General features: G+C 56.6%; 18 protein-coding genes and 1 tRNA gene. 12 read left to right on the forward strand and 7 right to left on the reverse strand.

All coding sequences use genetic code 11. The features are described from left to right. Window positions 1–5 precede the first annotated feature (5 nt). Window positions 6–1151, forward strand: a complete 1146-nt coding sequence (locus tag NIZ92_RS02105; RefSeq protein WP_254002619.1) for a tRNA CCA-pyrophosphorylase — start codon at window positions 6–8, stop codon at window positions 1149–1151. A 306-nt stretch (window positions 1152–1457) separates the two neighbouring features. Here NIZ92_RS02105 and NIZ92_RS02110 read toward each other — a convergent pair whose 3' ends face one another. Together NIZ92_RS02110 and NIZ92_RS02115 are read right to left on the reverse strand one after the other, a co-directional pair. After that, on the reverse strand, window positions 1458–2672 hold the full coding sequence (locus tag NIZ92_RS02110) for a class I SAM-dependent methyltransferase (protein ID WP_115635269.1): 1215 nt from the start codon (window positions 2670–2672) through the stop codon (window positions 1458–1460). 4 nt (window positions 2673–2676) lie between these two features. Then, window positions 2677–2898, reverse strand: coding sequence for a hypothetical protein (locus NIZ92_RS02115; protein WP_009462588.1), 222 nt, complete (start codon window positions 2896–2898; stop codon window positions 2677–2679). Window positions 2899–3016: 118 nt separating this feature from the next. Between NIZ92_RS02115 and NIZ92_RS02120 the strand changes: the two genes are divergently transcribed. Then, window positions 3017–3586 carry a bifunctional 2-polyprenyl-6-hydroxyphenol methylase/3-demethylubiquinol 3-O-methyltransferase UbiG gene (locus tag NIZ92_RS02120; RefSeq protein ID WP_009462587.1) on the forward strand — a complete coding sequence of 190 codons (570 nt, stop codon included), beginning with the start codon at window positions 3017–3019 and terminating at the stop codon, window positions 3584–3586. Between the two features lie 85 nt (window positions 3587–3671). Here NIZ92_RS02120 and NIZ92_RS02125 read toward each other — a convergent pair whose 3' ends face one another. Continuing rightward, complete coding sequence (locus NIZ92_RS02125; protein WP_035273584.1) at window positions 3672–4454, reverse strand: sulfite exporter TauE/SafE family protein; 783 nt, start codon at window positions 4452–4454, stop codon at window positions 3672–3674. 139 nt (window positions 4455–4593) lie between these two features. Continuing rightward, a complete protein-coding gene (gene ppc / locus NIZ92_RS02130; RefSeq protein WP_254002620.1) occupies window positions 4594–7428 on the reverse strand; it encodes a phosphoenolpyruvate carboxylase in 2835 nt (944 codons plus the stop codon). 163 nt (window positions 7429–7591) lie between these two features. Here ppc and ilvD point away from each other — a divergent pair, with 163 nt between their 5' ends. From ilvD to NIZ92_RS02160, 6 genes are all read left to right on the forward strand, one after another. Further along, the gene (gene ilvD / locus NIZ92_RS02135) at window positions 7592–9451 is read left to right on the forward strand and encodes a dihydroxy-acid dehydratase (protein WP_026484131.1); all 1860 of its coding nucleotides are present in this window, start codon (window positions 7592–7594) and stop codon (window positions 9449–9451) included. A 172-nt stretch (window positions 9452–9623) separates the two neighbouring features. Next, window positions 9624–10109, forward strand: a complete 486-nt coding sequence (locus NIZ92_RS02140; RefSeq protein ID WP_009462584.1) for a cupin domain-containing protein — start codon at window positions 9624–9626, stop codon at window positions 10107–10109. A gap of 152 nt (window positions 10110–10261) precedes the next feature. Then, entirely contained in the window at window positions 10262–11284 is a 1023-nt protein-coding gene (locus NIZ92_RS02145) for a TRAP transporter substrate-binding protein (RefSeq protein WP_254002621.1), read from the forward strand. 18 nt (window positions 11285–11302) lie between these two features. Further along, the gene (locus NIZ92_RS02150; protein WP_254002622.1) at window positions 11303–11815 is read left to right on the forward strand and encodes a TRAP transporter small permease; all 513 of its coding nucleotides are present in this window, start codon (window positions 11303–11305) and stop codon (window positions 11813–11815) included. After that, the gene (locus tag NIZ92_RS02155) at window positions 11816–13108 is read left to right on the forward strand and encodes a TRAP transporter large permease (RefSeq protein ID WP_035273592.1); all 1293 of its coding nucleotides are present in this window, start codon (window positions 11816–11818) and stop codon (window positions 13106–13108) included. Then, the gene (locus NIZ92_RS02160; RefSeq protein ID WP_254002623.1) at window positions 13105–14553 is read left to right on the forward strand and encodes an amidase; all 1449 of its coding nucleotides are present in this window, start codon (window positions 13105–13107) and stop codon (window positions 14551–14553) included. The genes NIZ92_RS02155 and NIZ92_RS02160 overlap by 4 nt, the downstream gene beginning before the upstream one ends. Window positions 14554–14637: 84 nt before the next feature. Here the strand turns inward: NIZ92_RS02160 and NIZ92_RS02165 are convergent, their stop codons facing one another. Beyond that, window positions 14638–15291: a GntR family transcriptional regulator gene (locus tag NIZ92_RS02165; protein ID WP_086059780.1), complete on the reverse strand. Its 654-nt coding sequence runs from the start codon at window positions 15289–15291 to the stop codon at window positions 14638–14640. Window positions 15292–15548: 257 nt separating this feature from the next. On the opposite strand from NIZ92_RS02165, the gene nadE reads away from it, so the two are divergent. The 4 genes from nadE (at window position 15549) to NIZ92_RS02185 (ending at window position 19914) form a co-directional block, all read left to right on the forward strand. Continuing rightward, the gene (gene nadE, locus NIZ92_RS02170; protein WP_254002624.1) at window positions 15549–16376 is read left to right on the forward strand and encodes an ammonia-dependent NAD(+) synthetase; all 828 of its coding nucleotides are present in this window, start codon (window positions 15549–15551) and stop codon (window positions 16374–16376) included. A 575-nt stretch (window positions 16377–16951) separates the two neighbouring features. Then, window positions 16952–18016 carry an AI-2E family transporter gene (locus NIZ92_RS02175; protein WP_021447032.1) on the forward strand — a complete coding sequence of 355 codons (1065 nt, stop codon included), beginning with the start codon at window positions 16952–16954 and terminating at the stop codon, window positions 18014–18016. Window positions 18017–18330: 314 nt separating this feature from the next. After that, a tRNA-Leu gene (locus NIZ92_RS02180) sits at window positions 18331–18415 on the forward strand. 464 nt (window positions 18416–18879) lie between these two features. Continuing rightward, window positions 18880–19914, forward strand: a complete 1035-nt coding sequence (locus NIZ92_RS02185) for a porin (protein ID WP_239055668.1) — start codon at window positions 18880–18882, stop codon at window positions 19912–19914. Window positions 19915–19995: 81 nt separating this feature from the next. Here the strand turns inward: NIZ92_RS02185 and dkgB are convergent, their stop codons facing one another. Further along, the gene (dkgB, locus tag NIZ92_RS02190; protein ID WP_035271400.1) at window positions 19996–20799 is read right to left on the reverse strand and encodes a 2,5-didehydrogluconate reductase DkgB; all 804 of its coding nucleotides are present in this window, start codon (window positions 20797–20799) and stop codon (window positions 19996–19998) included. Between the two features lie 143 nt (window positions 20800–20942). After that, complete coding sequence (locus NIZ92_RS02195) at window positions 20943–22148, reverse strand: MFS transporter (protein WP_254002625.1); 1206 nt, start codon at window positions 22146–22148, stop codon at window positions 20943–20945. Between the last annotated feature and the right edge of the window lie 32 nt (window positions 22149–22180).

A 22180-nucleotide genomic window follows, 5' to 3' on the forward strand; every position in this document is an offset into this window, starting at 1 on the left:
CGTCCATGCTTGATGACAGACAGCAAGCAGCTCTGGCGGCCCTGATGGGGCCGCCAGATCCTGTTCTGGAAGGCTTGCAGGTCTATGTGGTGGGAGGTGCGGTTCGCGATGCCTTGCTTGGGCTACCAGCGGGTGACAAGGATTGGGTCGTAGTCGGTGCCCGGCCCGAAGACCTGGCCGCGCGCGGCTTTGTTCCCGTAGGTGGCGACTTTCCTGTCTTTCTGAATCCCCATAGCAAAGAAGAGTTTGCCCTGGCCCGAACTGAGCGCAAGTCGGGCCGTGGTTACAAGGGCTTTACCTTTTACACCGGCACAGACGTGAGCCTGGCGGACGATTTGCGTCGCCGTGATCTGACCATCAATGCCATGGCAGTGGATGCGGCGGGGAATCTGCACGATCCCTTGAATGGTTTGGCGGATTTGCAGGCCCGTCTATTCCGGCATGTGGGCACCGCGTTTAGCGAAGACCCGGTACGCTTGCTGCGTCTGGCACGTTTTGCGGCCCGCTTTTCCGAGTTCACCGTGGCCGACGATACCTGGGCTCTGGCACGTGAGCTGGTGGAGCAGGGCGAGGTGGATGAGCTGGTGCCTGAACGCATTTATCTGGAAATAGCCAAAGGCCTGTCCTCCAATCAACCTGCTCGCATGTTTGAAGTGCTGCGGGAAGTCGGCGCGCTAGAGCGTGTCATGCCCGGTTTGAGCTACAGCGATCAGGTGGGTGAGCAAGTTCAGATCGCTAAAGAACGTCAGTTGGATTTGGCAAGTTGCTTTGCTGTTTTGTGCCATGTCTCAGAAACGCCTGCGCAGGTGGCGGAGCAGATTCGTGCTCCGTCGGAATGGCGCGATCAGGCCCGTCTGTTGCCCGTACTGCTGAGCAGTCCTGCTTTGCAGCAACCCCGTGCAGATGTGGAGTCGGCCTTGCAGGTGATGGAGTCGCTGGATGCCTTGCGCAAGCCGGATCGCTTCATGCAGTTGGTCAATGCGGCTGCATGTCTGGAAGCGGTCCCGGAATGGGAGTGGGATAAGCTGCGCATGGTTATGGCTGGTGTGGACGCAGGTGCAGTGGCGGCGAAATTCAAGGCTGAGCCTGGCAGAATCCGTGAAGAGGTACGTGCGGCTAGACTGGCGGCCCTGGAGCAATCAGTTGAGTAGTGAGTGATCAGTCCGGAGTACACAAGTAGATAAGCGGCCCATTGGCCGCTTATCTTTTTTGTGGGCTTGGAGCCGTGTGTGCGGTTCTGTTCTGGGTTCAGGAACAGATAGACCACTCAAGCTGGTTTCTGGTTTCAAGACAGGATGATCTGCAAGATCCTCTTTGCACCGCTGCCGTAGCTAGAGGTCTTGGCTTGGGCGTGGTTATTTACAGCAAAAAAATGGCAAGGTACGTGCCTTGCCATTTCACCGTTCAGGTGTACCGCCCTTTAGTCAGAAACGGCCAAAGGCCGGAGCTGAAAACACTTACAGACGCTCGCGTCGATCTCCGCTCATTGTGCCCAGCACTGGGGCTGAAATATCGCGCCCAATAATCAGCACCTTGAATAGCTCCCCCATTTCCGCTTCAGACAGCAGCTTGTTGGCGGCACTCATGGTCTGTGCCCATTGCTGTTGCACGGCGGGCGATGGGTCTTCCGGCGGAGAAGCCAGGAAGTTGGTGATGCCGCAATTCATCAGGAAGCGCGCCTGGCTGGTATAGCCCAGCACATCCAAACCGGCCTCCAGGGCGGCATCCGCCATGGCGGTGAAGTCCACGTGGGCGGTAATGTCCTGCAAGCCAGCCAGCACCAGCGGCTCGGCATGAGCAAAGTGGCGGAAGTGGCACATCAAGGTGCCTTTGTCACGTTGCGGGTGGTAGTACTCGCGCTGCGGAAAACCGTAGTCGATCAAAATGGCCGCGCCCTGCTTTAACCAAGTACCCATGCTGCGCACCCAGGCTTCGGCTTGCAGGTTGATCTCGGATAGGTAGAAGGGCTGCGCTTCCACGCGCTCAGCCACCAGCGAAGCCAGATGGTCGGGAGCCGGGCGGGTAGCCAGGTAGAAAGGCGCTGGCAGGCCTTGGGCCGTGCTGTCGTCTGCGGCAATGACACCTACTTCCAGCACCTTGCCAGCCACATCAAAGGTGAACAGGCTGGCAGGCATGGCATCCAGAACCTCATTAGCCACCACGCAACCCTTGAAGCTGTGCGGTGTGCTGTCCAGCCACTGCACTTGTGCTTGCAGGGGGGCCAGACGCTCTTGCTGACGCGCACGCAAATCAGGCGATACTTCCAGAATTGAATACTGCGGCTCGATACCTTGCTTGCGCAACTCCGTAATCAGCGCTTCGGCCAAAGCGCCGCTACCCGCGCCAAACTCCAGAATGGATAGGGATTGGCTGCCTTCCAGTACTTCCATGACCTGACGGCTCAAGGTCTGAGCAAACAGGGGGGAGAGTTCGGGGGCCGTCGTAAAGTCGCCTGTGGGCTGATTGCTGCCAAACTTGGTGCTGCCACCGGTGTAGTAGCCCAGATGGGGGGCGTACAGCGCATGGTGCATCCATTGGTCGAAAGGCAGGAAACCGCCTTCATCTGCAATGCGGTCCAGCAAGTAATCGTTAACCTGTGCGACGTGTTTTTTCAGTTCCTCGGACAGGGGAGGCAAACCGTGTGGCAGGGCAGGGGCGGACAGTACGTTCATGGCGTCAGTTGGGCTTGTCGTTAGGTGTCTCGGAAGAAGCCGGGGCGGCGCTCTTGGCGCTGGCTTTCTTGGCCTGGGTCACTTGGTGCAGGGTGCGGATCATGCCCACCAGCATCCCGATCAGGATGGAGGTGGCAGCGGCCAGGATGAAGTTGCCGTAGACAAACCACAAAGGCAGGCACAGAACGGCCATCAGCAATATGGGTTTTTGCAGCAGAACTTTCATACACCCTCAAAAAATAGCGTGGAATCGGGGCCAATTGTAGCCCAGGCCAGTGCTGTGCTTGAGCTTGCCCACTGCTGCGTTACCATGGGCGTTTTGTCTGCTTAGCAAAGGGGTAAGGATGAACGACAGGGGACAGGCCAGCGCCTGGTTACAGGCATGGGCCCATTTGATTCCGAATCCGGGCACGGTTCTGGATGTGGCCTGTGGTCGGGGGCGCAATGCCCGCTGGTTGGCCGAGCGCGGCAATACCGTGATCGGTGTAGACCGGGACCCGGAAGCGGTAGCAGCGACTTCGCCTTACGGGGAAATTATCCAGGCTGATATCGAAAATGGTCCCTGGCCTTTCGCGGGGCGCAAGTTCAATGCCCTGGTGGTGACCAAGTATCTGTGGCGTCCCTTGATGCCGACTTTGCTGGAGAGTCTGGAGCCAGGTGGGGTACTGGTTTACGAAACCTTTGGGGTGGGCAACGAGCAATACAACACGCCGCGTAATCCGGACTTTCTGTTGCAGCCGGGGGAGCTGCTGCGCTGGTGTGCGGACCTGGATATCGTGGCGTATGAGCATGGTTTCCGGGCCGATCCGGACCATATTGTTCAGCGCATTGTCGCCGTGCGTCCGCGTGAGGGCGGCTCTTTCAGCGATTACCGTCTGAATCCGCAAGACGGTGGTGGCAGTATTTGCGAGTAAAGCATGTGCAGTTTTGAGCCAGGCGCGGCGCTTGGCTCAAAACCATGTATCCGGTGTTGCTTGAGCGCGTGTACAGAATCGCGGCTTAAAACAGATAGGTACGTGCCAGCATGGACAGGGCCACAACAGCGGTCAGGATGCTGAAACCCTGTTGCAAGCGCACAGAAGGAATATGAGGGGCTAGTTGTCGGCCTATCACCATGCCACCCATGGCCGAGGCCACAAAAACCCAGCCGCTAAGGGGAATCTCCGCCCCGTGTGCCAGACTCATGGCCGACGCGCTCAGGGAAATCAGGGCGATCAGCATCAAGGATGTAGCCACAATGCTATGCATGGACAGGTCGCTGAAACGTTTCAGGGCAGGCACGATCAGAAAGCCGCCGCCCACGCCCAACATGCCTGAAAACAAACCCGCTACCGCACCAATTGAAGCCAAGGTGGCCGTGCCTGCTGGTGTCCAGCGCAGGCGGCCGGTTTCCGGGTTCAGACAACAGGGTGTATGAGCATGGGCCGTTGCCGCCGGACGACGCAGCATTTTGGTGGCAATCCACAGCATGATGGCGACAAACAGCGTTACTAGCACTTTTTCCGGCAAGGCATGGCTGATGCGTACGCCCAAAGACGTGACCAAAGCGCCTGTAACGGCCATGAACATGGCAGCTCTATAGCGCACGATATGCTTGTACAGACCATCCAGCGCGCCGACCAGAGCGGCGGCGCCTACAGCCAGCAAGGCCACTGGCGTGGCCGCCGTCATGCTGTAACCCATGCCCAATACCAAAGCGGGCACAGCCAAAATACCGCCACCCGCGCCAGTCAGGCCCAGCGACAGGCCAGTCAGAATTCCCAGGATGATTGCAAGCGCCATAAGCCATATGGCGTGACCCCGGTAGGGATCACGCCTTTTTCAGAAAGCGTAGTAATGGCTTATTGTACGCTCTTAACTTCTTTTGGAAATTAGCTTATTTATAAAAGTAATTAATAGGGCCAATTTCCATGGCTTGGAGTTAGCCCGAGTTACGCAGGCCAGCCGCAATACCGTTGATCGTCAGGTGAATGACGTGTTGCTTGTTCACACCGCTGCGTGTGGGCTTGTTGGCCTTTTCACCTTGACGGCGATGGCGGCGCAGCAGTTCCACCTGCAAGTGGTTCAGTGGGTCAATGTAGGCGAAGCGTTCGGCCAGGGCATCTTGCAAAGCCTGATCGTGCGCCAGCAGTTCATGGCCGGTGATTTCACGGAACAGCCGGTGTGTCAGCTCGAACTCGTCACGGATTTGCGTGAAGATGGTCTCGCGCAGTTCCTCGTCCTCGACCAGACCGGCGTATTTCAGGCCGATATCCAGGTCAGTCTTGGCCAGCACCTGCTCCATATTGGACAGTAGCGTGCGGAAGAAGGCCCAGTCGCGCGCCATGGTTTGCAGTTGGGCCAAACGTTTGGCGCGGTTCAGGCCATCATTGGGCAGCCCCGATTCCAGATAGCGGTTCAAGGCTGTGCCCATGCCGTACCAGCCAGGAATAGGCAGACGGCATTGTGCCCAGGAGAAACTCCAGGGGATGGCGCGCAGGTCTTCAATGCTTTGCGTGGCCTTGCGCGAGGAAGGACGCGAGCCGATATTCAGGCCAGCAATTTCCTTGATAGGCGTGGACTGGAAGAAGTACTGATCAAAGTTCGGCGTACCGTAGACCAGCTGGCGATAGCTTTGATGAGCCTGCTCGGACATCCAGGCCATGGCGTCACCATACGCAGCCAGATGTTCGTCGTCATTGGACGAGCCCTTGCGTGATCCCAGGCTGGCTTCCAGCGTGGCAGCGACAAACAGCTCCAGATGCCAGCGACCCACGTCCGCATCCTTGTAGCGGCCTTGAATCATTTCGCCTTGCTCGGTCAGACGAATCTGACCGTTCACGGTGCCTGGAGGCTGCGCCAAAATAGCGTCGAAACTGGAACCACCGCCTCGGCCTACCGAACCGCCACGACCGTGGAACAGGCGCAAACGCACTTTGCGGCGCGAGAAAACCTGCGCAAATTCACGCTCGGCACGGTATAGCGTCCAGTTGGAGGTCAGGTAGCCACCATCTTTATTACTGTCCGAATAACCCAGCATCACTTCCTGCACGCTGTCCTGAGCGTGACGCACGCGCTGGCGGATTTCAGGCATATCCAGCCATTCCTGCATGATTTGCGGGCCACGCTCCAAGTCAGGAATGGTCTCGAACAGCGGTACAACCATCAGACCTTGATGCTCCGGCTCGTTGGAGTTGGGCACGATCAGGCCGGTTTCCTGTTGCAGTACCAGCACTTCCAGCAAATCGCTGAGCGTTTCGGTGTGCGACACAATGGTTTGTTCCAGCGCACGCGCACCAAAGCGGCGGCGGCATTCGGCGGCTTTGCGCAGAATGGACAGTTCTTTCTCGGTTTCTTCCGAGTAGCGATACCAGGGCGAAACCAGGGGGCGATGGTGGCGCAACTCCGAGCGCAGCAAAGTGATGCGGTCCTCTTCGGACAGTTGGCGGTAATTGACGGGTTCGTCCTTGTACAGCATGCCTGCCACGCGGAACAGTTCGTCCAGTACGCGCTCGTGCACGTCCGAGCTTTGGCGCAGGTCCAAAGTGGCCAGATGGAAGCCAAAAACCTCCACAGCTTGAATCAATTCGTTCAGACGCAGGCCGGCAATGGCGCCGCCTTTGTTTTCAGCCAGAGAGTCGGCAATGATTTGCAGATCAGCCTTGAATTCTTGCGGGTTTGCGTAGGGTGGAGCGGTGTAAGTGGGGCGATCGGCCAGATCGCGGCCCAGCAGGTTCTGCGCTGTGGCCGCCATACGGGCATACAGGTGAATAAAGCTGCGGCGATAAGGTTCGTCTACACGGTGTGGCGACGGGTCCTGGCTGCTGGCCGACAAGGCCGCCAGGTCTTTGCTGACACGGTTCAGTGCGTCGGACACGGAGATTTCCGTACCCAGCAGACGAATCTGCTCCAGATAGTGTTGCAACGCGCGTGTCGACTGACGCAGTACTGCTTGTTCAACGGTTTCAGGGCCTACATTGGGGTTGCCATCGCGGTCACCGCCAATCCAGCTGCCCATGCGCAAAAAGGCGGGCAGGGAACGTGTTTTCTGATCCAGCAGGCTTTTTTTGCCCGGTTCCAGCAAACGGTCCAGATCGTGGTACAGCTGCGGAATGGTGGGCAGGAAGGTGGAGCCGTAATAGGCCAGGGCGTTATCGATCTCGTCCATCACCGTCAGCTTGTGATCGCGCAGCATGCGGGTTTGCCACAGCAGGGACACCAGACCGGTCAGCTTTTCCTGGGTGCGGGCTGATTGCGTGGCGCTGGCTTTGTGATCCAGGCCGTTCAATTCATCGGCAATGGCCATATGCACAGCGAGCGTACTTTGGCGCTGAACTTCGGTAGGGTGAGCCGTCAGCACCGGCATCACACAGGCTTCTTGCAGATAGCGGCGAATTTTCTTGGCGCTCAAACCCTGGTCCATCAAGGTTTGAATGGCATGTTGCAGGCTGCCCAGCAGCTTTTCGGGATCTTGCTCTTCGCGGCGACGGTTCTGGTCGCGGTCCTCGGCAATATTGGACAGGTGCAAAAAGTAGGCAAAGGCACGGGCCACGGAACGGGCCTGCGCATCGTTCAGCTTGGGAATGTCTTTTTCCAGAATCCGTGCTTGCTGCGGATCGTGTTCACGTCTGAAACTGACAGCGGCCCGGCGCAGGGCTTCAATCAGCGTGAAGGTCGCCTTTCCTTCGCTATCACGAATCACCTCTCCCAGGGCCTTGCCCAGAAAGCGGATGTCCTGTCGAAGCAGGTTGGAAAGGTCAGGCACGGCCTGCGGCATAATATATCTCCTGTTAAATAAGGGGTTTTGCTGCAAAGGATTCTGGGTGCCAGATCGGTAGCCGCCCTACGGTAAGACGCCTTCCCGACCTTGACGCGCACAAAGCGCCTTGGGACGTTTATGATAGGTATCTTTACATAATTTTCCTGTTCAGAGAGTAGTCATGCCCCAATATCGCTCCCGTACCTCGACCCACGGTCGGAATATGGCCGGCGCGCGTGCCCTGTGGCGCGCCACCGGTATGAAAGACGAGGATTTCTCCAAACCGATCATTGCGGTGGTGAACTCATTTACGCAATTCGTACCGGGTCACGTACACCTGAAAGACATGGGTCAACTGGTTGCCCGTCAAATTGAAGCGGTCGGCGGTGTGGCAAAAGAGTTCAACACCATTGCGGTGGACGACGGTATTGCGATGGGCCACGGCGGCATGTTGTATTCCCTGCCTTCGCGCGAACTGATCGCCGACTCGGTGGAATACATGGTCAACGCCCACTGTGCTGACGCCATGGTGTGTATCTCCAACTGCGACAAGATCACCCCCGGCATGTTGATGGCCGCCATGCGCCTGAACATCCCCGTGGTGTTTGTGTCGGGTGGGCCGATGGAAGCGGGCAAGGTCTACTCGCCAGACGGCAAGACCGTGGTGCAGAAGCTGGATCTGGTGGACGCCATGATTCAAGCCGCTGACCCTAACGTCACTGATGAACAGGCTGAAGCTGTTGAACGTAGCGCTTGCCCGACCTGTGGTTCCTGTTCGGGCATGTTTACCGCCAACTCCATGAACTGTCTGACCGAGGCGCTGGGCCTGTCCCTGCCCGGTAACGGCACCATTGTCGCTACTCACGCCCGTCGCCAAGGTTTGTTTGAACGCGCTGGCAGTCTGATCGTGGATCTGGCCAAGCGCTACTACGAGCAAGACGACGAATCCGTCCTGCCACGTAACATCGCCACTTACCAAGCTTTTGAAAACGCCATGACCCTGGACGTGGCCATGGGCGGTTCTACCAACACCGTACTGCACTTGCTGGCCGCAGCCCAGGAAGCCGGTGTGGAATTTACGATGGCCGATATCGACAAGATTTCGCGTCGCGTCCCTTGCCTATGTAAAGTGGCCCCTGCCACCCCCGAATTCCACATGGAAGACGTGCACCGCGCGGGCGGCATCATGGCTATTCTGGCCGAACTGGCCCGGGCCGACTTGCTGAACCTGGATGTGGGCAACGTACACAGCGGCACCTTGCGTGAAGCCATCAAGCGTTGGGACGTCAAAGGCGACAACGTCAAAGCCATTAGTGACTTTTTCCGTGCCTCCCCCGGTGGTATCCCAACGCAAGTGGCCTTCAGCCAGGACCGTTACTACCAGGAATTGGACACAGACCGCGCCAAGGGCTGTATCCGCGACAAGGCTAATGCTTATTCGCAAGACGGTGGCTTGGCCGTGTTGTACGGCAACCTGGCCATCAACGGTTGTATCGTGAAAACCGCTGGCGTGGATGAAAGCATTCTGACCTTCACCGGCACGGCGCGTGTTTATGAAAGCCAGGATGATTCCGTTGCCGCCATTCTGGACGGCGTGGTCAAGGCAGGCGATGTGGTCATCATTCGCTACGAAGGCCCCAAAGGCGGCCCAGGTATGCAGGAAATGCTGTACCCCACCTCCTATCTGAAATCCATGGGCCTGGGTAAAAGCTCGGCCTTGTTCACCGATGGTCGCTTCTCCGGCGGTTCGTCCGGTCTGGTGATTGGTCATGCGTCACCTGAAGCTGCCGAAGGTGGCAATATCGCCCTGGTGCAAGATGGCGACACCATCGAGATCGACATCCCCAACCGTCGTATTCACCTGGCTATCAGCGATGAAGAAATGGCCGCACGCCGTGCCGAAATGGAATCGCGTGGCTCCAAGGCCTGGAAGCCAGTGAACCGCGAGCGCGTTGTGTCGCAAGCACTGAAAGCCTATGCCGCGCTGGCAACATCGGCTGACCGGGGTGCCGTGCGTGATGTGTCGCAACTGGACCGCTAAGCACTAGTTCTGCTTGTAAAAACCCCACCTGCCTTGAAGCAGGTGGGGTTTTTTTATGCCTGGTAGAAACGTACCGGGTAAATACGAATATTCCGGTGCCATCGTCCTGATAGAATCCATTTCATGCAAAACGGGATCCCATTTTGTTAATTTGGTTTTTAAGGAGGAAGTGATGAGTGAAATAGATCCAATTACCTTGGCTCCGATTCTGAATCCGGGTGGCATTGGTGGCCCGCTGACGGCAGCTCACCGGGAAATGGCGGTCAAGCATCGGGATGATCTGGAGTGGGACAACCTGCGCTACGAAGGGCAGTTCACCAAGATGATGTTCCACCCCACGCAAGACGACCCCACCATTCCCAACGCCGGGGTCGTGAAGTATCTGAAGGGTTCCGGGCACCCTTTGCACAGCCATTACTTTGCCCAGATCTGGTACATCCTGGCGGGCAAGTTCGAGATCAATGGCGTGATCTACGGCGAGGGCACCATGGTGTTTCACCCGGACCCGCATTACGAGCACGCATTGACGACCCTGGAAGACGGCGAGATTCTGTACGTGCAGTACATGGGGCCGACCACCCGCCAGCCTGCGATTTATGAAGGCCGCTTCAATATGAAAACCCGCCGTTCCCTAGAGGAAGAGTCCAGAGCGGTGTAAGCAGTCCCGCTTTAACAGCGAGCTACAGGAAAGCTGCCCATGCCTTTGCGTATGGGCAGCATCAACAAGCAAAAAAAGCCCGATCAGGGCTGGCTTGAAACACAAATAAAACTGAACAGAAATTCAATACCACAGGATGCAGGGGGACGATCATGAAACGAATGACACGAGTGGGAATCGCGGCTCTGGCGATGCTGGGCGCGTTGAGCGCATGTGGCAAAGGCGGTTCTGGCGATACCGCCAACAACGAGAGCAAAGGCCCGCGAACGCTACAGCTTGCCCACGTTTCGGTAGAGCAAAGTGAAGACATGTACCACCACCTGGCAACGAATTTTGCCAAGCGAGTGGAAGATCAGACCAAGGGGGCAATCAAGGTCCAGGTGTTGGGCGGAGCTCAACTGGGTGGCGAGCGCGATGTGGCTGAAGGCATGCAGTTGGGCACGGTGGACATGAGCCTGCTTGCCAGCTTCACCTTGGGCACCTTTGAGAAAAAAGCGATGGTGTTTGACCTGCCTTACCTGTTCAAGGATTACCAGACCGCCTTCAAAACCCTGGACTCCAGTTTCACGGATCCGATTGAAGCAGATCTGGAAAAATCCGGCCTGAAAATTTTGGGCTGGGGGCATGGCGGTTTCCGGAATCTGTATAACTCCAAGCACGCAATCCGCAGTTTGTCGGACCTGAGCGGCATGAAAGTGCGTACGCCGGAAAGTCCTATTTATGTGGATACCTGGCAGGCGCTGGGCGTGAATGTCACCTCCATGGCGTATCCGGAGCTGTTTACCGGCCTGCAGCAAAAAACCATTGATGGTGCAGAGAACCCCACGGCCTTGTTCTATACCAGTCGCTTTTACGAAGCGGCCCCTTATCTGTCCCGAACCGAGCACGTGTATGTGGCGATTCCTTTGGTGATTTCCGGGCGGGTCTGGGACACCTTATCGGCTGATGAAAAAGCCATCTTCCAGAAAGCGGCTAGTGAGTCGGTGCAGGAGCAACGTCAGTTCCTGATCCAGAGCGAAGCGCAGATCGAGAAGAAACTGATGGAGGCAGGCGTGTCCATTAATGCCGATGTGGATAAAGCGCAGTTCCGCAAAGCCGTCATGCCGATTTACGAAAAGTACAAGACGGTGATTGATCCTGATCTGGTCACCCGTGCTGCGGCGCTTGCTCAATAATCCTGGCGGATAACCATCATGAAACACTCTTTGCTCGATTGGGCCGATAGAGTCAGTACCCGCCTGGATAGCTTATGCAGAACCTTGGGGGCGGCATTTCTGGGGCTGATTGTGCTGGCCGCATCAATACAGGTGGCCGGGCGCTATTTTATGGGTTACTCCCCACCGTGGATTGAGGAAATCACACGCTACAGCTTTATCTGGATGATCATGCTGGGCACAGCTGTGCTGGTTAAAAGCAATGGCCATGCCGTGATTGACCTGCTGGTGATGCGACTGAAAGGCAAAGCCCGCCAAGTGCATAGCGGCCTAGTTCAGATTGCGATTTTGACCTGCGCACTGGTCCTGCTGGTGCAGGGTTTGCAACTGATTGCCATCGTTTACCAACAGCTTAGTCCTGCCATGCGCATCTCCATGGCCTATGTGTACGCGGCCCTGCCGGTAGGCGGCGCCATCATCGCCGTGCAGTGTGTGAATGCCTTGCTGGGCGGGTATCGGGATCAGCCCAGCCCAGCGGCGCAGGGGGTGTAAATGCAAGAAGCTCTCTTACTTTTTAGCTTGATGTTCACGCTGTTCATCGCGGGCATTCCTATCGCTTTTTCCTTATTGCTGTGCAGTGCGCTGTTTTTGCTGTTTACCGGCATGCGGCCACTGATTGTTGTGCCGCAGCGTGTGATGGCGGGGCTGGACTCCTTCCCCTTGCTGGCGGTGCCGCTGTTTATCCTGATGGGAAACCTGATGGAAAAGGCGGGCCTGTCCAGGCGCCTGATTGATCTGATCGACATGCTGGTCGGGCGCGTCCATGGCGCACTGGGCTATGTGACGGTGATTGCTTGTGCGATGTTTGGTGCCTTGACTGGCTCGGCTCCGGCAACGGTGGCGGCTATCGGCGCCATCATGATGCCCGCGATGATCGCGCAGAAATATCCGGCTTCTTTGGCGACAGGGATTACGGCTTCGTCCGGTGCCTTGGGCAATATCATTCCGCCCAGCATTGCCTTGATTCTGTATGGCGCAACCGTCAACGTTTCTATCCCCAAGCTGTTTGTAGCCAATATCCTGCCCGGCTTGTTGATGGCTCTGGCTTTCATGCTGACCCATATGCTGCTGACCAGAAAGCTGAAAGTGCCTAAAACCGCAACGCGTTCCTATACCTCGCAAGAGATGGTCATGGTGGCTTTGAAGGCGATTCCGTCCTTGTTGATGCCTGTTGTGATTCTGGGCGGCATCTATGGTGGTGTGTTCACGCCTACCGAAGCCGCCGCCGTGGGTGTGGTATTCAGCCTGGTGTTGGGCGTGTGCTACCGCCAGTTCACCGTAGGTACCCTGTGGCAGGTCATGAAAAGCTCGGTAGAAACCTCTTCCATGGTGGGCATTATTCTGGGCGCAGCCGGTATTTTTGGCTGGATTCTGGCCTCGGCGCGTATCCCCATGCTGATGGTGACGGAACTGACGCCTTTGCTTGATACACAGTTCCTGTACCTGGCCTTGCTGGTGGTGTTTTTGCTGCTGGTTGGTTGCGTGATGGATGCTGCAGCCAGCATCGTGATCCTGGCACCGATTCTGGTTCCTATCGGCATTGCCTTGGGTGTGGATCCTATCCATTTGGGTGTGGTGTTCTGCGTCAATCTGGTGGTGGGTTTCTTTACCCCTCCCTTTGGCTTGAATCTGTTTACGACGGTCTCCGTATCAGGCCAGCCTTACGAGGTGGTGGTGAGAGGGGTCATGCCCTTTGTCATTGCAGCCATCATCGTTCTGTTCATCCTGGCTTATGTGCCTGAGATCTCCCTGGTGCTGGTTCGTTTGATGGAGGCGTCAGCATGATGCGTAGTTCCTACAAGGATGAGCCAATCGCCAAATCTGAGAGCGCCGTGGACATGACGTCTCCCACTTCTATGGATCTGATTTATGCCAGTGCGGATGAACTGCAGCGCTTGTATCAAAGCAAAGTGGTGTCTCCTGTAGATGTGGCGCGGGCTACGCTGGATGCGGTAGATCGCTGGAACCCCATTGTGAATGCCTACTGTTATCTGGACCGTGCCTTGACCTTGCAAGAGGCTGCCGAATCAGAAGCACGCTGGATGGCAGGCGCTGAACGTGGCCCTTTGGATGGCATTCCGTACGGAGTTAAAGATTTGCTTCTGGTGCGTGGCTTGCCGACTGGCTATGGTTCAAGTGCAGCAAAGATGGCGGACGCTGCCCAGGATGACGCGCCTGCGGTGGCGCGGATGCGTGAGGTCGGGGCGGTACTGATCGGCAAAACGACGACCTCGGAGTTTGGCTGGAAGGGAACGGCGGACAGTCCCTTAACGGGAGTCACCCGTAATATCTGGGACTTCAGTCTGACCAGCGGAGGCAGCAGCGGCGGTGCGGCCACAGCGCTGGCAGCGGGGATGGGGACGCTGCAAATCGGTACAGATGGCGGCGGATCCACCCGGATTCCCGCCAGCTTTTGCGGCGTCACCGGCATGAAAGCTACCTTTGGGGGCGTACCTGCCTGGCCTGCCGGCCCGATGCTGACTTTATCCAATGTCGGTCCCATGGCCCGATCCGTGGCGGACCTGAAAGGCTTGCTGAGCGTCATGATGCAAGCCGACCCACGCGACTGGAACTCGGTACCTTTGCCGCGTCATGTGCGAGCTCCCGTTCGTACCTTGCAGGGCCTGCGTATCGGTTTGCATCTGGATGAGCAGTGCAGCCCCGAGGTCAGGGGCATTATCCAGACGGCGGCGGACAAGTTGCAAGAGCAGGGCGCGCATATTGTGCCTACCGAGCTACCCCTGGCCGGTGCAAAAGAGCTGATTACAGCGCATTGGGAAGCTGGTACGGCCTGGTTGGTGAATCAAGTCTCTGCGGCACAGCGTCCTTTAGTGGACGAAGGTCTGCGCCAGGTTGCCAGTAAGGGCGAGAAGAACAGCTTGCCGGACTATTACCAAGCCCTGATTGGCCGACAAAAGCTGGGTGAAGCCATGCTTAGACACTTTGCGCAGTTTGATCTGGTCCTGACGCCTACCGTTCCGATATTGCCGTTTGAGGCGGGCCGGGAAGCGCCGTCTGACGCCGCTTCGCAGAATTGGCTGGATTGGAATCCCTATACCTATCCCTTCAATTTGACGCGGCAGCCCGCCATTTCCTTGCCAGCCGGTATCAGCGCCTCCGGTTTGCCCGTGGGGCTGCAACTGGTGGCGGGTTTATATCAGGATGAATGGCTGGTGGATGTTGCCCAACTGGTAGAGGATTGCCTGCAGGTGCGCAGGCCGCGGTTTTAACAGTCGGGTGGTTTGTCCGGGGGATCGCAAACCACCTTGATTGTGCGGTGCCACCTCTCCTTGCGGGTGGCACTGTTTTTTTGCTTAGCGCTCTGGCAACCAGTCCAGGACCAGATTCATGGTCTTGGCAACGTGTTCCGTCATGGCTTCTCGAGCGGCGGTGCCATTGCGATCGGCCAGCGCGGCGATGATAGCCTCATGCTCCAGAATATTTTCTTCCATCAAACGCGGCGGCATTTTCGAGGCAAAACTTAAAGCGCTGGAGACGCTGTCGTTTTGCAGCTCCTGAATCAGCTCGTGCAGGCGCTCGTTGTGACTGGTGATCGTAATCAGGTCATGGAAAGAGCGGTTGTGTTGCAACCATTCTGACCCCTCCTCGCTGCGCACACGCGTTCGCAAGGTGCGGGCATAGTCGGACTGATGCTGCATCAGGACCTCCAGATCCGAGTCCTTGATCCAGTCTACCGCCAACTGCGCCGCCAAGCCTTCAAGCTCGGCCCGAATCTGAAATGCCTCGCGGATTGATTTGGCAGAAGGAATAGCCACAATCGTGCGCCCGGTCTTGGTCAACGAGGTCACGCGGCGTGCCTCCAGAAAACGCAGGGCTTCCCGAACAGGGGTGCGGCTGGTCTGAAACTCCTCCGCAAGCTCGTATTGACTTAGCGAGTCGCCGGGCCGGTAGTGGCCGGACTGAATACGTCTCAGGATTTCGTCTGCGATTTCAGTTGAGGATCTCATGGAGTACGTTTGATGAGCCCGAGGCCAGCCGGTGCGTGAATCGTGCTTAATTACATGCAGAGCACCGGATGACGTGGGCTGGTTTTATGATGCCCGAGCAGCAGATACAGGGCTTGTCTCAGTAAGGGCGAATTTGTTTTTTCTTGACTGAAGATTATATACAGAATCCAGTTTTAATGAATAAGGATCCCATATCACACAGTTCCTCCAGTCCTTTACAATCGAACTATTGTTCACTTTGTTAGAGAGCCTGCGCCATGACTGATGATCAACGCGCTTTGCAAGCCAGTATCCGTGCGGAATTGGGGATCACGGATCATTTCGATGCTCAGAAAGAAATCGAACGTCGCGTCCGCTTTCTAAGTGACTATCTGCTGCGCACCGGCTGCCGTAGCCTGGTCCTGGGGATCAGCGGGGGCGTGGACTCCCTGGCAGCAGGGTGTTTGTCTCAGCGAGCCGTAGAGCAGGCACGTGAGCAAGGCCATCAAGTGCAATTCATCGCTGTGCGTTTGCCTTACGGTGAGCAGGCTGACGAGAAAGACGCCCAAGGCGGTCTGAAGGTTATCAATCCCGACCAGACCTTGGTCGTGAACGTGAAGCCCGCATCGGACGCCATGCTGGATCAGCTGCTGGCCTCCGGCCTGAAGTTCCGCGATGCTGCTCAGCAGGATTTTTTGATGGGCAATATCAAAGCCCGTCAGCGTATGGTGGCGCAGTACGCGATTGCTGGTGCGAACGGTGGCTTGGTGGTCGGTACAGACCACGCTGCTGAAGCCTTGATGGGTTTTTTCACCAAATTTGGTGACGGCGCTGCTGACATTACGCCTTTGGCTGGCTTGAACAAACGCCGTGTGCGTGCTTTGGCTAGTGCGATGGGCGCTGCTGATGCCTTGGTGTTCAAAGTCCCCACTGCTGATCTGGAAAGCCTTAGCCCCTTGAAGCCGGACGAAGACGCCTTTGGTGTCAGCTATGACCAGATTGATGATTTTCTGGAAGGCAAAGTAATTGACGATGAAGCCACGCAGATCATCATCAAAACCTTCCGTGCCTCGGCGCATAAACGTGCTTTGCCGGTGGCGCCCTGAGCATGACTTGAGGGGATAAAGACAGCCACAGCCGGCACGGCCTTGTCTAAAGAAGCCCCTGAATATAGAGAAACGCCCTGAGGCATCCAGCCTAAGGGCGTTTTTTATTGCCCACAAAAAAAAGAAGTCGGGATCTCTGCAAGAGCAGACTGAAGGCACCAGCACCAGCACCAGCACCAGCACGTGATGCCTGTTGCAGCTTCTCAAGCGACTGTGGATCACGAGACTTGAACCCCTGTTGTAGATTTCAAGCTTTCGTGTGCAGCGTTTAAGCTGCTTCACAGCAGCAGGAGTAGACTTGGCAAGACGCGGTGTGAGATGCAGTTCATTAAGAGTCAGAGTTGAGTCAGTCCAATCGAACCTACCGAGTCCTGATGCTGCTATCCAGCCCGCAATGATGAGTCTTGACCCTATGCAGATCGCGGGTGCCGCTTAGAGCCTGCTTCCACCTTAAAAAGTGTTATCAGCTTGTTGTAAGAAACGGGTATTCCTCGGGCTGTGATCATGCTATCGTCAAAAAACTTTCGGGCACCGACCCATGCCCAGACCAATAGACAAGAGGGTCTCCACCGTTTATGCAACCCGTCTTACCCGCATTCCTCATCGCTCGCTGGCTATTGCTGCTCTTGCTGGCCGCAGGCGTCTACTTTTTAAAGGGATTTCTGGTCCCTGTCCTGGCCGCGCTGATCATAGGCCTGGCCGGTTGGCCCTTATATAAACGGCTGGTTGTACGCTGCAATGGCCGCACCGCACTGGCGGCCACACTGGCCTTGCTGGTCGTCATCGTGGTCCTGGTCGTGCCTCTGTCCCTGGCCTTGTCCTTTGCGATCCAGGAAGCCAGCAGCTTCATTACCTGGGCGCTGGCCGCCAACCGCTACGGCACGCCGACCCCTGAGTGGATCAAAGCCATGCCCCTGATGGGCGAGCGCTTGACCGAGTACTGGCAAGTCTATCTAGGCGAGCCCCACGCGCTGGGCGAGCTGGTCGAGATGGTCAGCGGCCAGCACCTGGGCAATATCTACCGCATGGTCCTGTCTGCTACCGGCAACGTATTCCACCTGCTGCTGACCGTGCTGTTCATGCTGATCACGCTGTTCTTCATCTTTAAAGATGGCGACAGGCTGTTGGTGCAATTGGATATTGTTGGCGAACGCATCCTGCCAGGCCGCTGGCAGCGTTTTTCTCGGGTTGTGCCTGCTACCGTTAACTCCACCGTCACTGGGATGGGCTTGATCGCCTTGGGTGAGGGCGTGGTTCTCGGTATCGCCTATTGGATTGCTGGTGTTCCATCGCCCGTACTCTTGGGTGTGATCACCGGCTTTATGGCGTTAATCCCTGGCGGTGCTCCCCTGTCATTCACAATGGTGTCCTTGTATTTAATAGGCTCTGGTCACCTGGTGGCTGGCGTGAGCTTGTTCCTGTGGGGCGCTATCGAACTGTTCATCGTCGATAAAACACTGCGACCACGCCTGGTGGGTGGCCCGGTGAAACTGCCGTTCCTGCCGACCTTCTTTGGTTTGGTTGGCGGTGTGCAAACAATGGGCATCGTGGGCTTGTTTATCGGCCCGGTCCTGATGGCCTTGTTGGTCGCGATCTGGCGAGAGTGGATTCGTAACGGGCAGGCTGTGGCAGGGGACTAGGGACTCCATACTCAGAAACAAAAAAATTCAGCAGGCTAGGACGGTGTACCTGGCCTGTTTTTTCATTTGGAATCCAGGTTTGAGTATGGCCAAAAGTGGTGCAGGTGCCCGCCTGCCGAGAACCGTACGTTAATGCTTAAGCAGTTGTGACAAAGCAGGCAGAAAACGGGGCTTCAGACGGACTTTGGGTGGGAATGTTTTCAGACTCAGGCAAAATTTAAAAAAATTGCTGTAGCGCTTGCCAAAACCCCCAGGAATCTGCGTATAATAACAATCTTTCCTTCCAAGCCTGGATTCCCAGGTTGCCATACCTAGCCCGGGTGGTGAAATTGGTAGACGCAGGGGACTCAAAATCCCCCGCCGCAAGGCGTGCCGGTTCGATTCCGGCCCCGGGCACCATCAACAATCTTCTTCCTGCTTAAGTAACTAGAAGATTCCGCAATACAAATCCCGTATCCGGGAACCTCTACAAAACTCTACTCAGGCTTAGCCACGAGAGGCACCTAGCGTTCATCGCATTCGTCGTCTCTACAACTGTGCTTAGTCAGTGCTGTCCACTCTCCGTACAAGTCTTCTCCTAAGAAGTGCCGCTTGTGTAAGCACACGATGCCACAGAAGAAAAACCCAAGCCATCCCCAAGGACAACAAGCGCACAAGCTTGAATAACCGTTATCACCCGCATCTTCCCAAACCACTTGTAAGTGACAGTAAAAATTAAAAGCCCCTAGAAAAACTGGGGTTGTTCGCTTTGCCTGTTTGTACTGCCGAAGTGGATGACACCCAGTCAGGGCTCCCCCTTAGAAAAAGGGAAGGGGGATCACCACAATACTGAAAACGATAACGGAGACACAATGGTTCTAAAGATGCCGATATTGGCAGGCGGGCTGCTGGCCGCTTTGCTGGGAATAGGGTCAACTGCCCACGCGCAAACCAATGTACAGCTGTACGGTCTGGTTGATGCCTGGGCAGGTATACATAAGCCTGTAGGAGGCAATAAGCGGGAAGGGACGGTAGGCGGGGGAGGGATGACAACCTCTTACTGGGGCTTGAAAGGCCAGGAGGAGTTGTCCAACGGTGTTCGCGCCGTGTTTGCCATGGAAGGGTTCTTCCGGCCAGAGACAGGTCAAGCGGGGCGGTTCAATGGCGATCCCATGTTTTCTCGTAGTGCTTATGTGGGTTTGCAAAGTGATGATGCAGGCACTTTGACGCTGGGGCGGCTGACTACGCCTTATTTCGTTTCCACCATTTTGTTTAACCCGTTTGGCGATTCCTACACTTTCTCCCCGTCGGTGTTTCACACTTATCTGGGGATGGAGGGCCAAGGTGTGCTGGGCGATTCGGGCTGGAGCAATGCAGTCAAGTACACCACGCCAGACTTCAATGGTCTGACCGCAAACTTGATTTACGGGTTCAGTAACGAGCCTAACAAGTCTGGCTCCAATAAATGGGGTGGCAATGCGCTGTATTTCAATGGTGCTTTCTCTGCGACATTAGCCTATCAGCAGATCAAGTTCGACAATCAGGCGGATGATCTGGAAAACATTATTGTGGGCTTTCGTCATCAGCGAGCAAGCCAGTTAGGCATGGCTTATGACTTTGATTTCGCCAAGGTTTTTGCTCAGTTTCAGTACGTGAAGAACACCATCACTAGTGGTGACATCACGATGAAGGGCGGGCAGTTTGGTGTGTCTGTCCCCATGGGCGGCGGCAAGGTGCTGGCTTCGTATGGTCATACTCGTAGCAGCGGAGCGAGTGACGTCAAGCGCAACAGCTGGGCCTTGGGTTACGACTACGAGCTTTCCAAGCGCACGGATGTCTATGCTGCGTATTACAGCGACAAACTGACTGGTTTGTCGCGTGGCGATACGTTTGGTGTGGGTATACGCACACGCTTCTAAACGGTTCACTGCAGTAGAAGGCAAGCAGACGACATGCCCGTAGACGTGTCGTCTGCTTTTAGGCTTATTGAATCCTTGGCCTCAATCCCAAACCGGCGCCAACCCCTCAGGATCAACTAAACGCTCCCCGCGATCCAGCTCTGCAATCTTCTGCAAATCCTCCGCATCCAGCTTCAGCTCGCCAGCCTTCAGGTTGCTTTCCAGATTCGCCCGTTTGGTCGACGAAGGAATCACCGAAAATCCTTGATGCATCGCCCAGGCCAGTGCCACTTGGGCCGCAGTCGCTCCATGTTTAGCTGCGATCTCCTGCAACACCGTATCCTGCACCGCCTTGCCGTAAGCCAAGGTCATGTAGGACGTCAGGTGCACGCCTTTCTCCCGTGCAAAGGCAGCCAGCTTGGCGTTTTGCAGGTAGGGGCTGATTTCTACCTGGTTGGTGGCGATGTTTTCTGCACCAATTGCGTTGATGGCTTCGTCAAGCAGGGCGATGTTGAAGTTGGACACGCCAATCTGGCGGGTCAGGCCTTGTTCGCGTGCTTGCAGCAAGGTTTGGAGCGACTCTTTTAAAGGCACAGCGCCTTGTGGCGACGGCCAGTGGATCAAGGTCAGGTCTACGTGGTCGGTGCGCAGTTTCTCCAGGCTGGCTTTCAGGCTAGGGATCAGTTTGTCGGCAGACAGCTCGTCGATCCAGATCTTGGTGGTGATGAACAGTTGGTCCCGAGGCACTCCGGATTCGGCAATGGCTTGGCCAACTTCAGCTTCGTTCTCGTAGATCTGGGCGGTATCGACGGCGCGGTAGCCAACGTCCAGGGCGGTGCGTACTGAGTCAATGGCAGCTTGTTCTTTCAGGCGGAAGGTGCCGACGCCGATTTGTGGGATAGACATAGTGGTAACTCCATTTGAGTAAATTTGTACGGTTAGCAAGAGCTGCCCGTTGATGCGTACGGGGGAACGCTTTCTTGCGGGAGCGTTCTCGTTGCTTTGGTGCAGCAGTATTGCTGGGTTGTTGCGTTGTTGGGGCTTGATGCTTAGCAAACCGCCAGGGGTCTTGCCTTTACGTCCAGTTGATCTTCTTGATCTCGCTGATCCAGTTTGCCGGCCCAGACGGTCAGGCCCAGGGCCAGCAGGACGACGATGGCACCGATCCAGGCGGTATGAACCAGGCCGACGTTGGCGACGATCAGGCCACCACCCCAGGCTCCGATTGCAATTCCGATATTGAAGGCGGCGATGTTCAGGCCGGAGGCCACATCGACTGCTTCAGGGACAAAGCGTTGGGCCTGGTTAACAACATAGATCTGCAGTCCGGGTACGTTGCCAAATGCCACACCACCCCAGGCTAGTACGGTTGCCAGCATCAACCAAGGGTTGCCGGCGGTAAAGGTCAGGGCCAGCAGGACGATGGCCAGCAGCAGGAAAATCAGTTTCAGGGCGGGGATGGGGCCGCGTTGATCGGCCAGCTTGCCACCCCACAGATTACCGATGGCAACTGACACCCCGTAAGCCAGCATGACGCCGCCCACGGCGTGAATGGAAAAGCCCGTAATCTGTTCCAGCATGGGCGCCAGAAAGGTGAAGGCAATGAAAGAGCCGCCGTAGCCCACCGCTGTCATTGCGTACACCAGCAACAGTCGCGGTTGGGCGAAGACGCGGATTTGTTGACGCAGCGTGGCCGGTTTGCTGTGTACTACGTTCTTGGGCACAAAGAGCAGGCTACCCAGGAAGGCGATCACACCCAGGGCTGAGACAGCCAGGAAGGTGGTGCGCCAGCCGAACTGCTGGCCGATAAAGGTGCCCAGCGGTACGCCCGTCACCAGGGCAACGGTCAGGCCGGTGAACATGATGGCAATAGCGCTGGCGGCTTTTTCTTTGGGGACCAGGCTGGCAGCAATGGTGGAGCCAATGGAAAAGAACACGCCGTGAGCCAGGCCGGTCAGAATACGGGCCACGATCAGGGATTCATAACCTGGTGCTTGCCAGGCCACCAGGTTGCCGATGGTGAACAGGGCCATCAAGCCCAGCATCAAGGCTTTGCGGGGGACCTTGCCGGTCAGGGCGGTCAGGACGGGGGCACCTACGGCAACGCCCAGGGCGTACAAGCTGACCAGCAGCCCGGCAGAGGGCAGGCTCACGGCCAGGTCTGCCGCGATGGTAGGGAGAAGGCCAACGATCACGAACTCTGTCGTTCCGATGGCAAAGGCACTGATGGTCAGCGCCAGTAGAGCTATAGGCATGATGGCATCCTTGCGTGGAGCATTGCAGAAGA

Origin of the sequence: Alcaligenes sp. 1735tsa3 (assembly GCF_024134565.1) — a bacterium.
GTDB classification, from domain to species: Bacteria; Pseudomonadota; Gammaproteobacteria; order Burkholderiales; family Burkholderiaceae_B; genus Alcaligenes; species Alcaligenes phenolicus.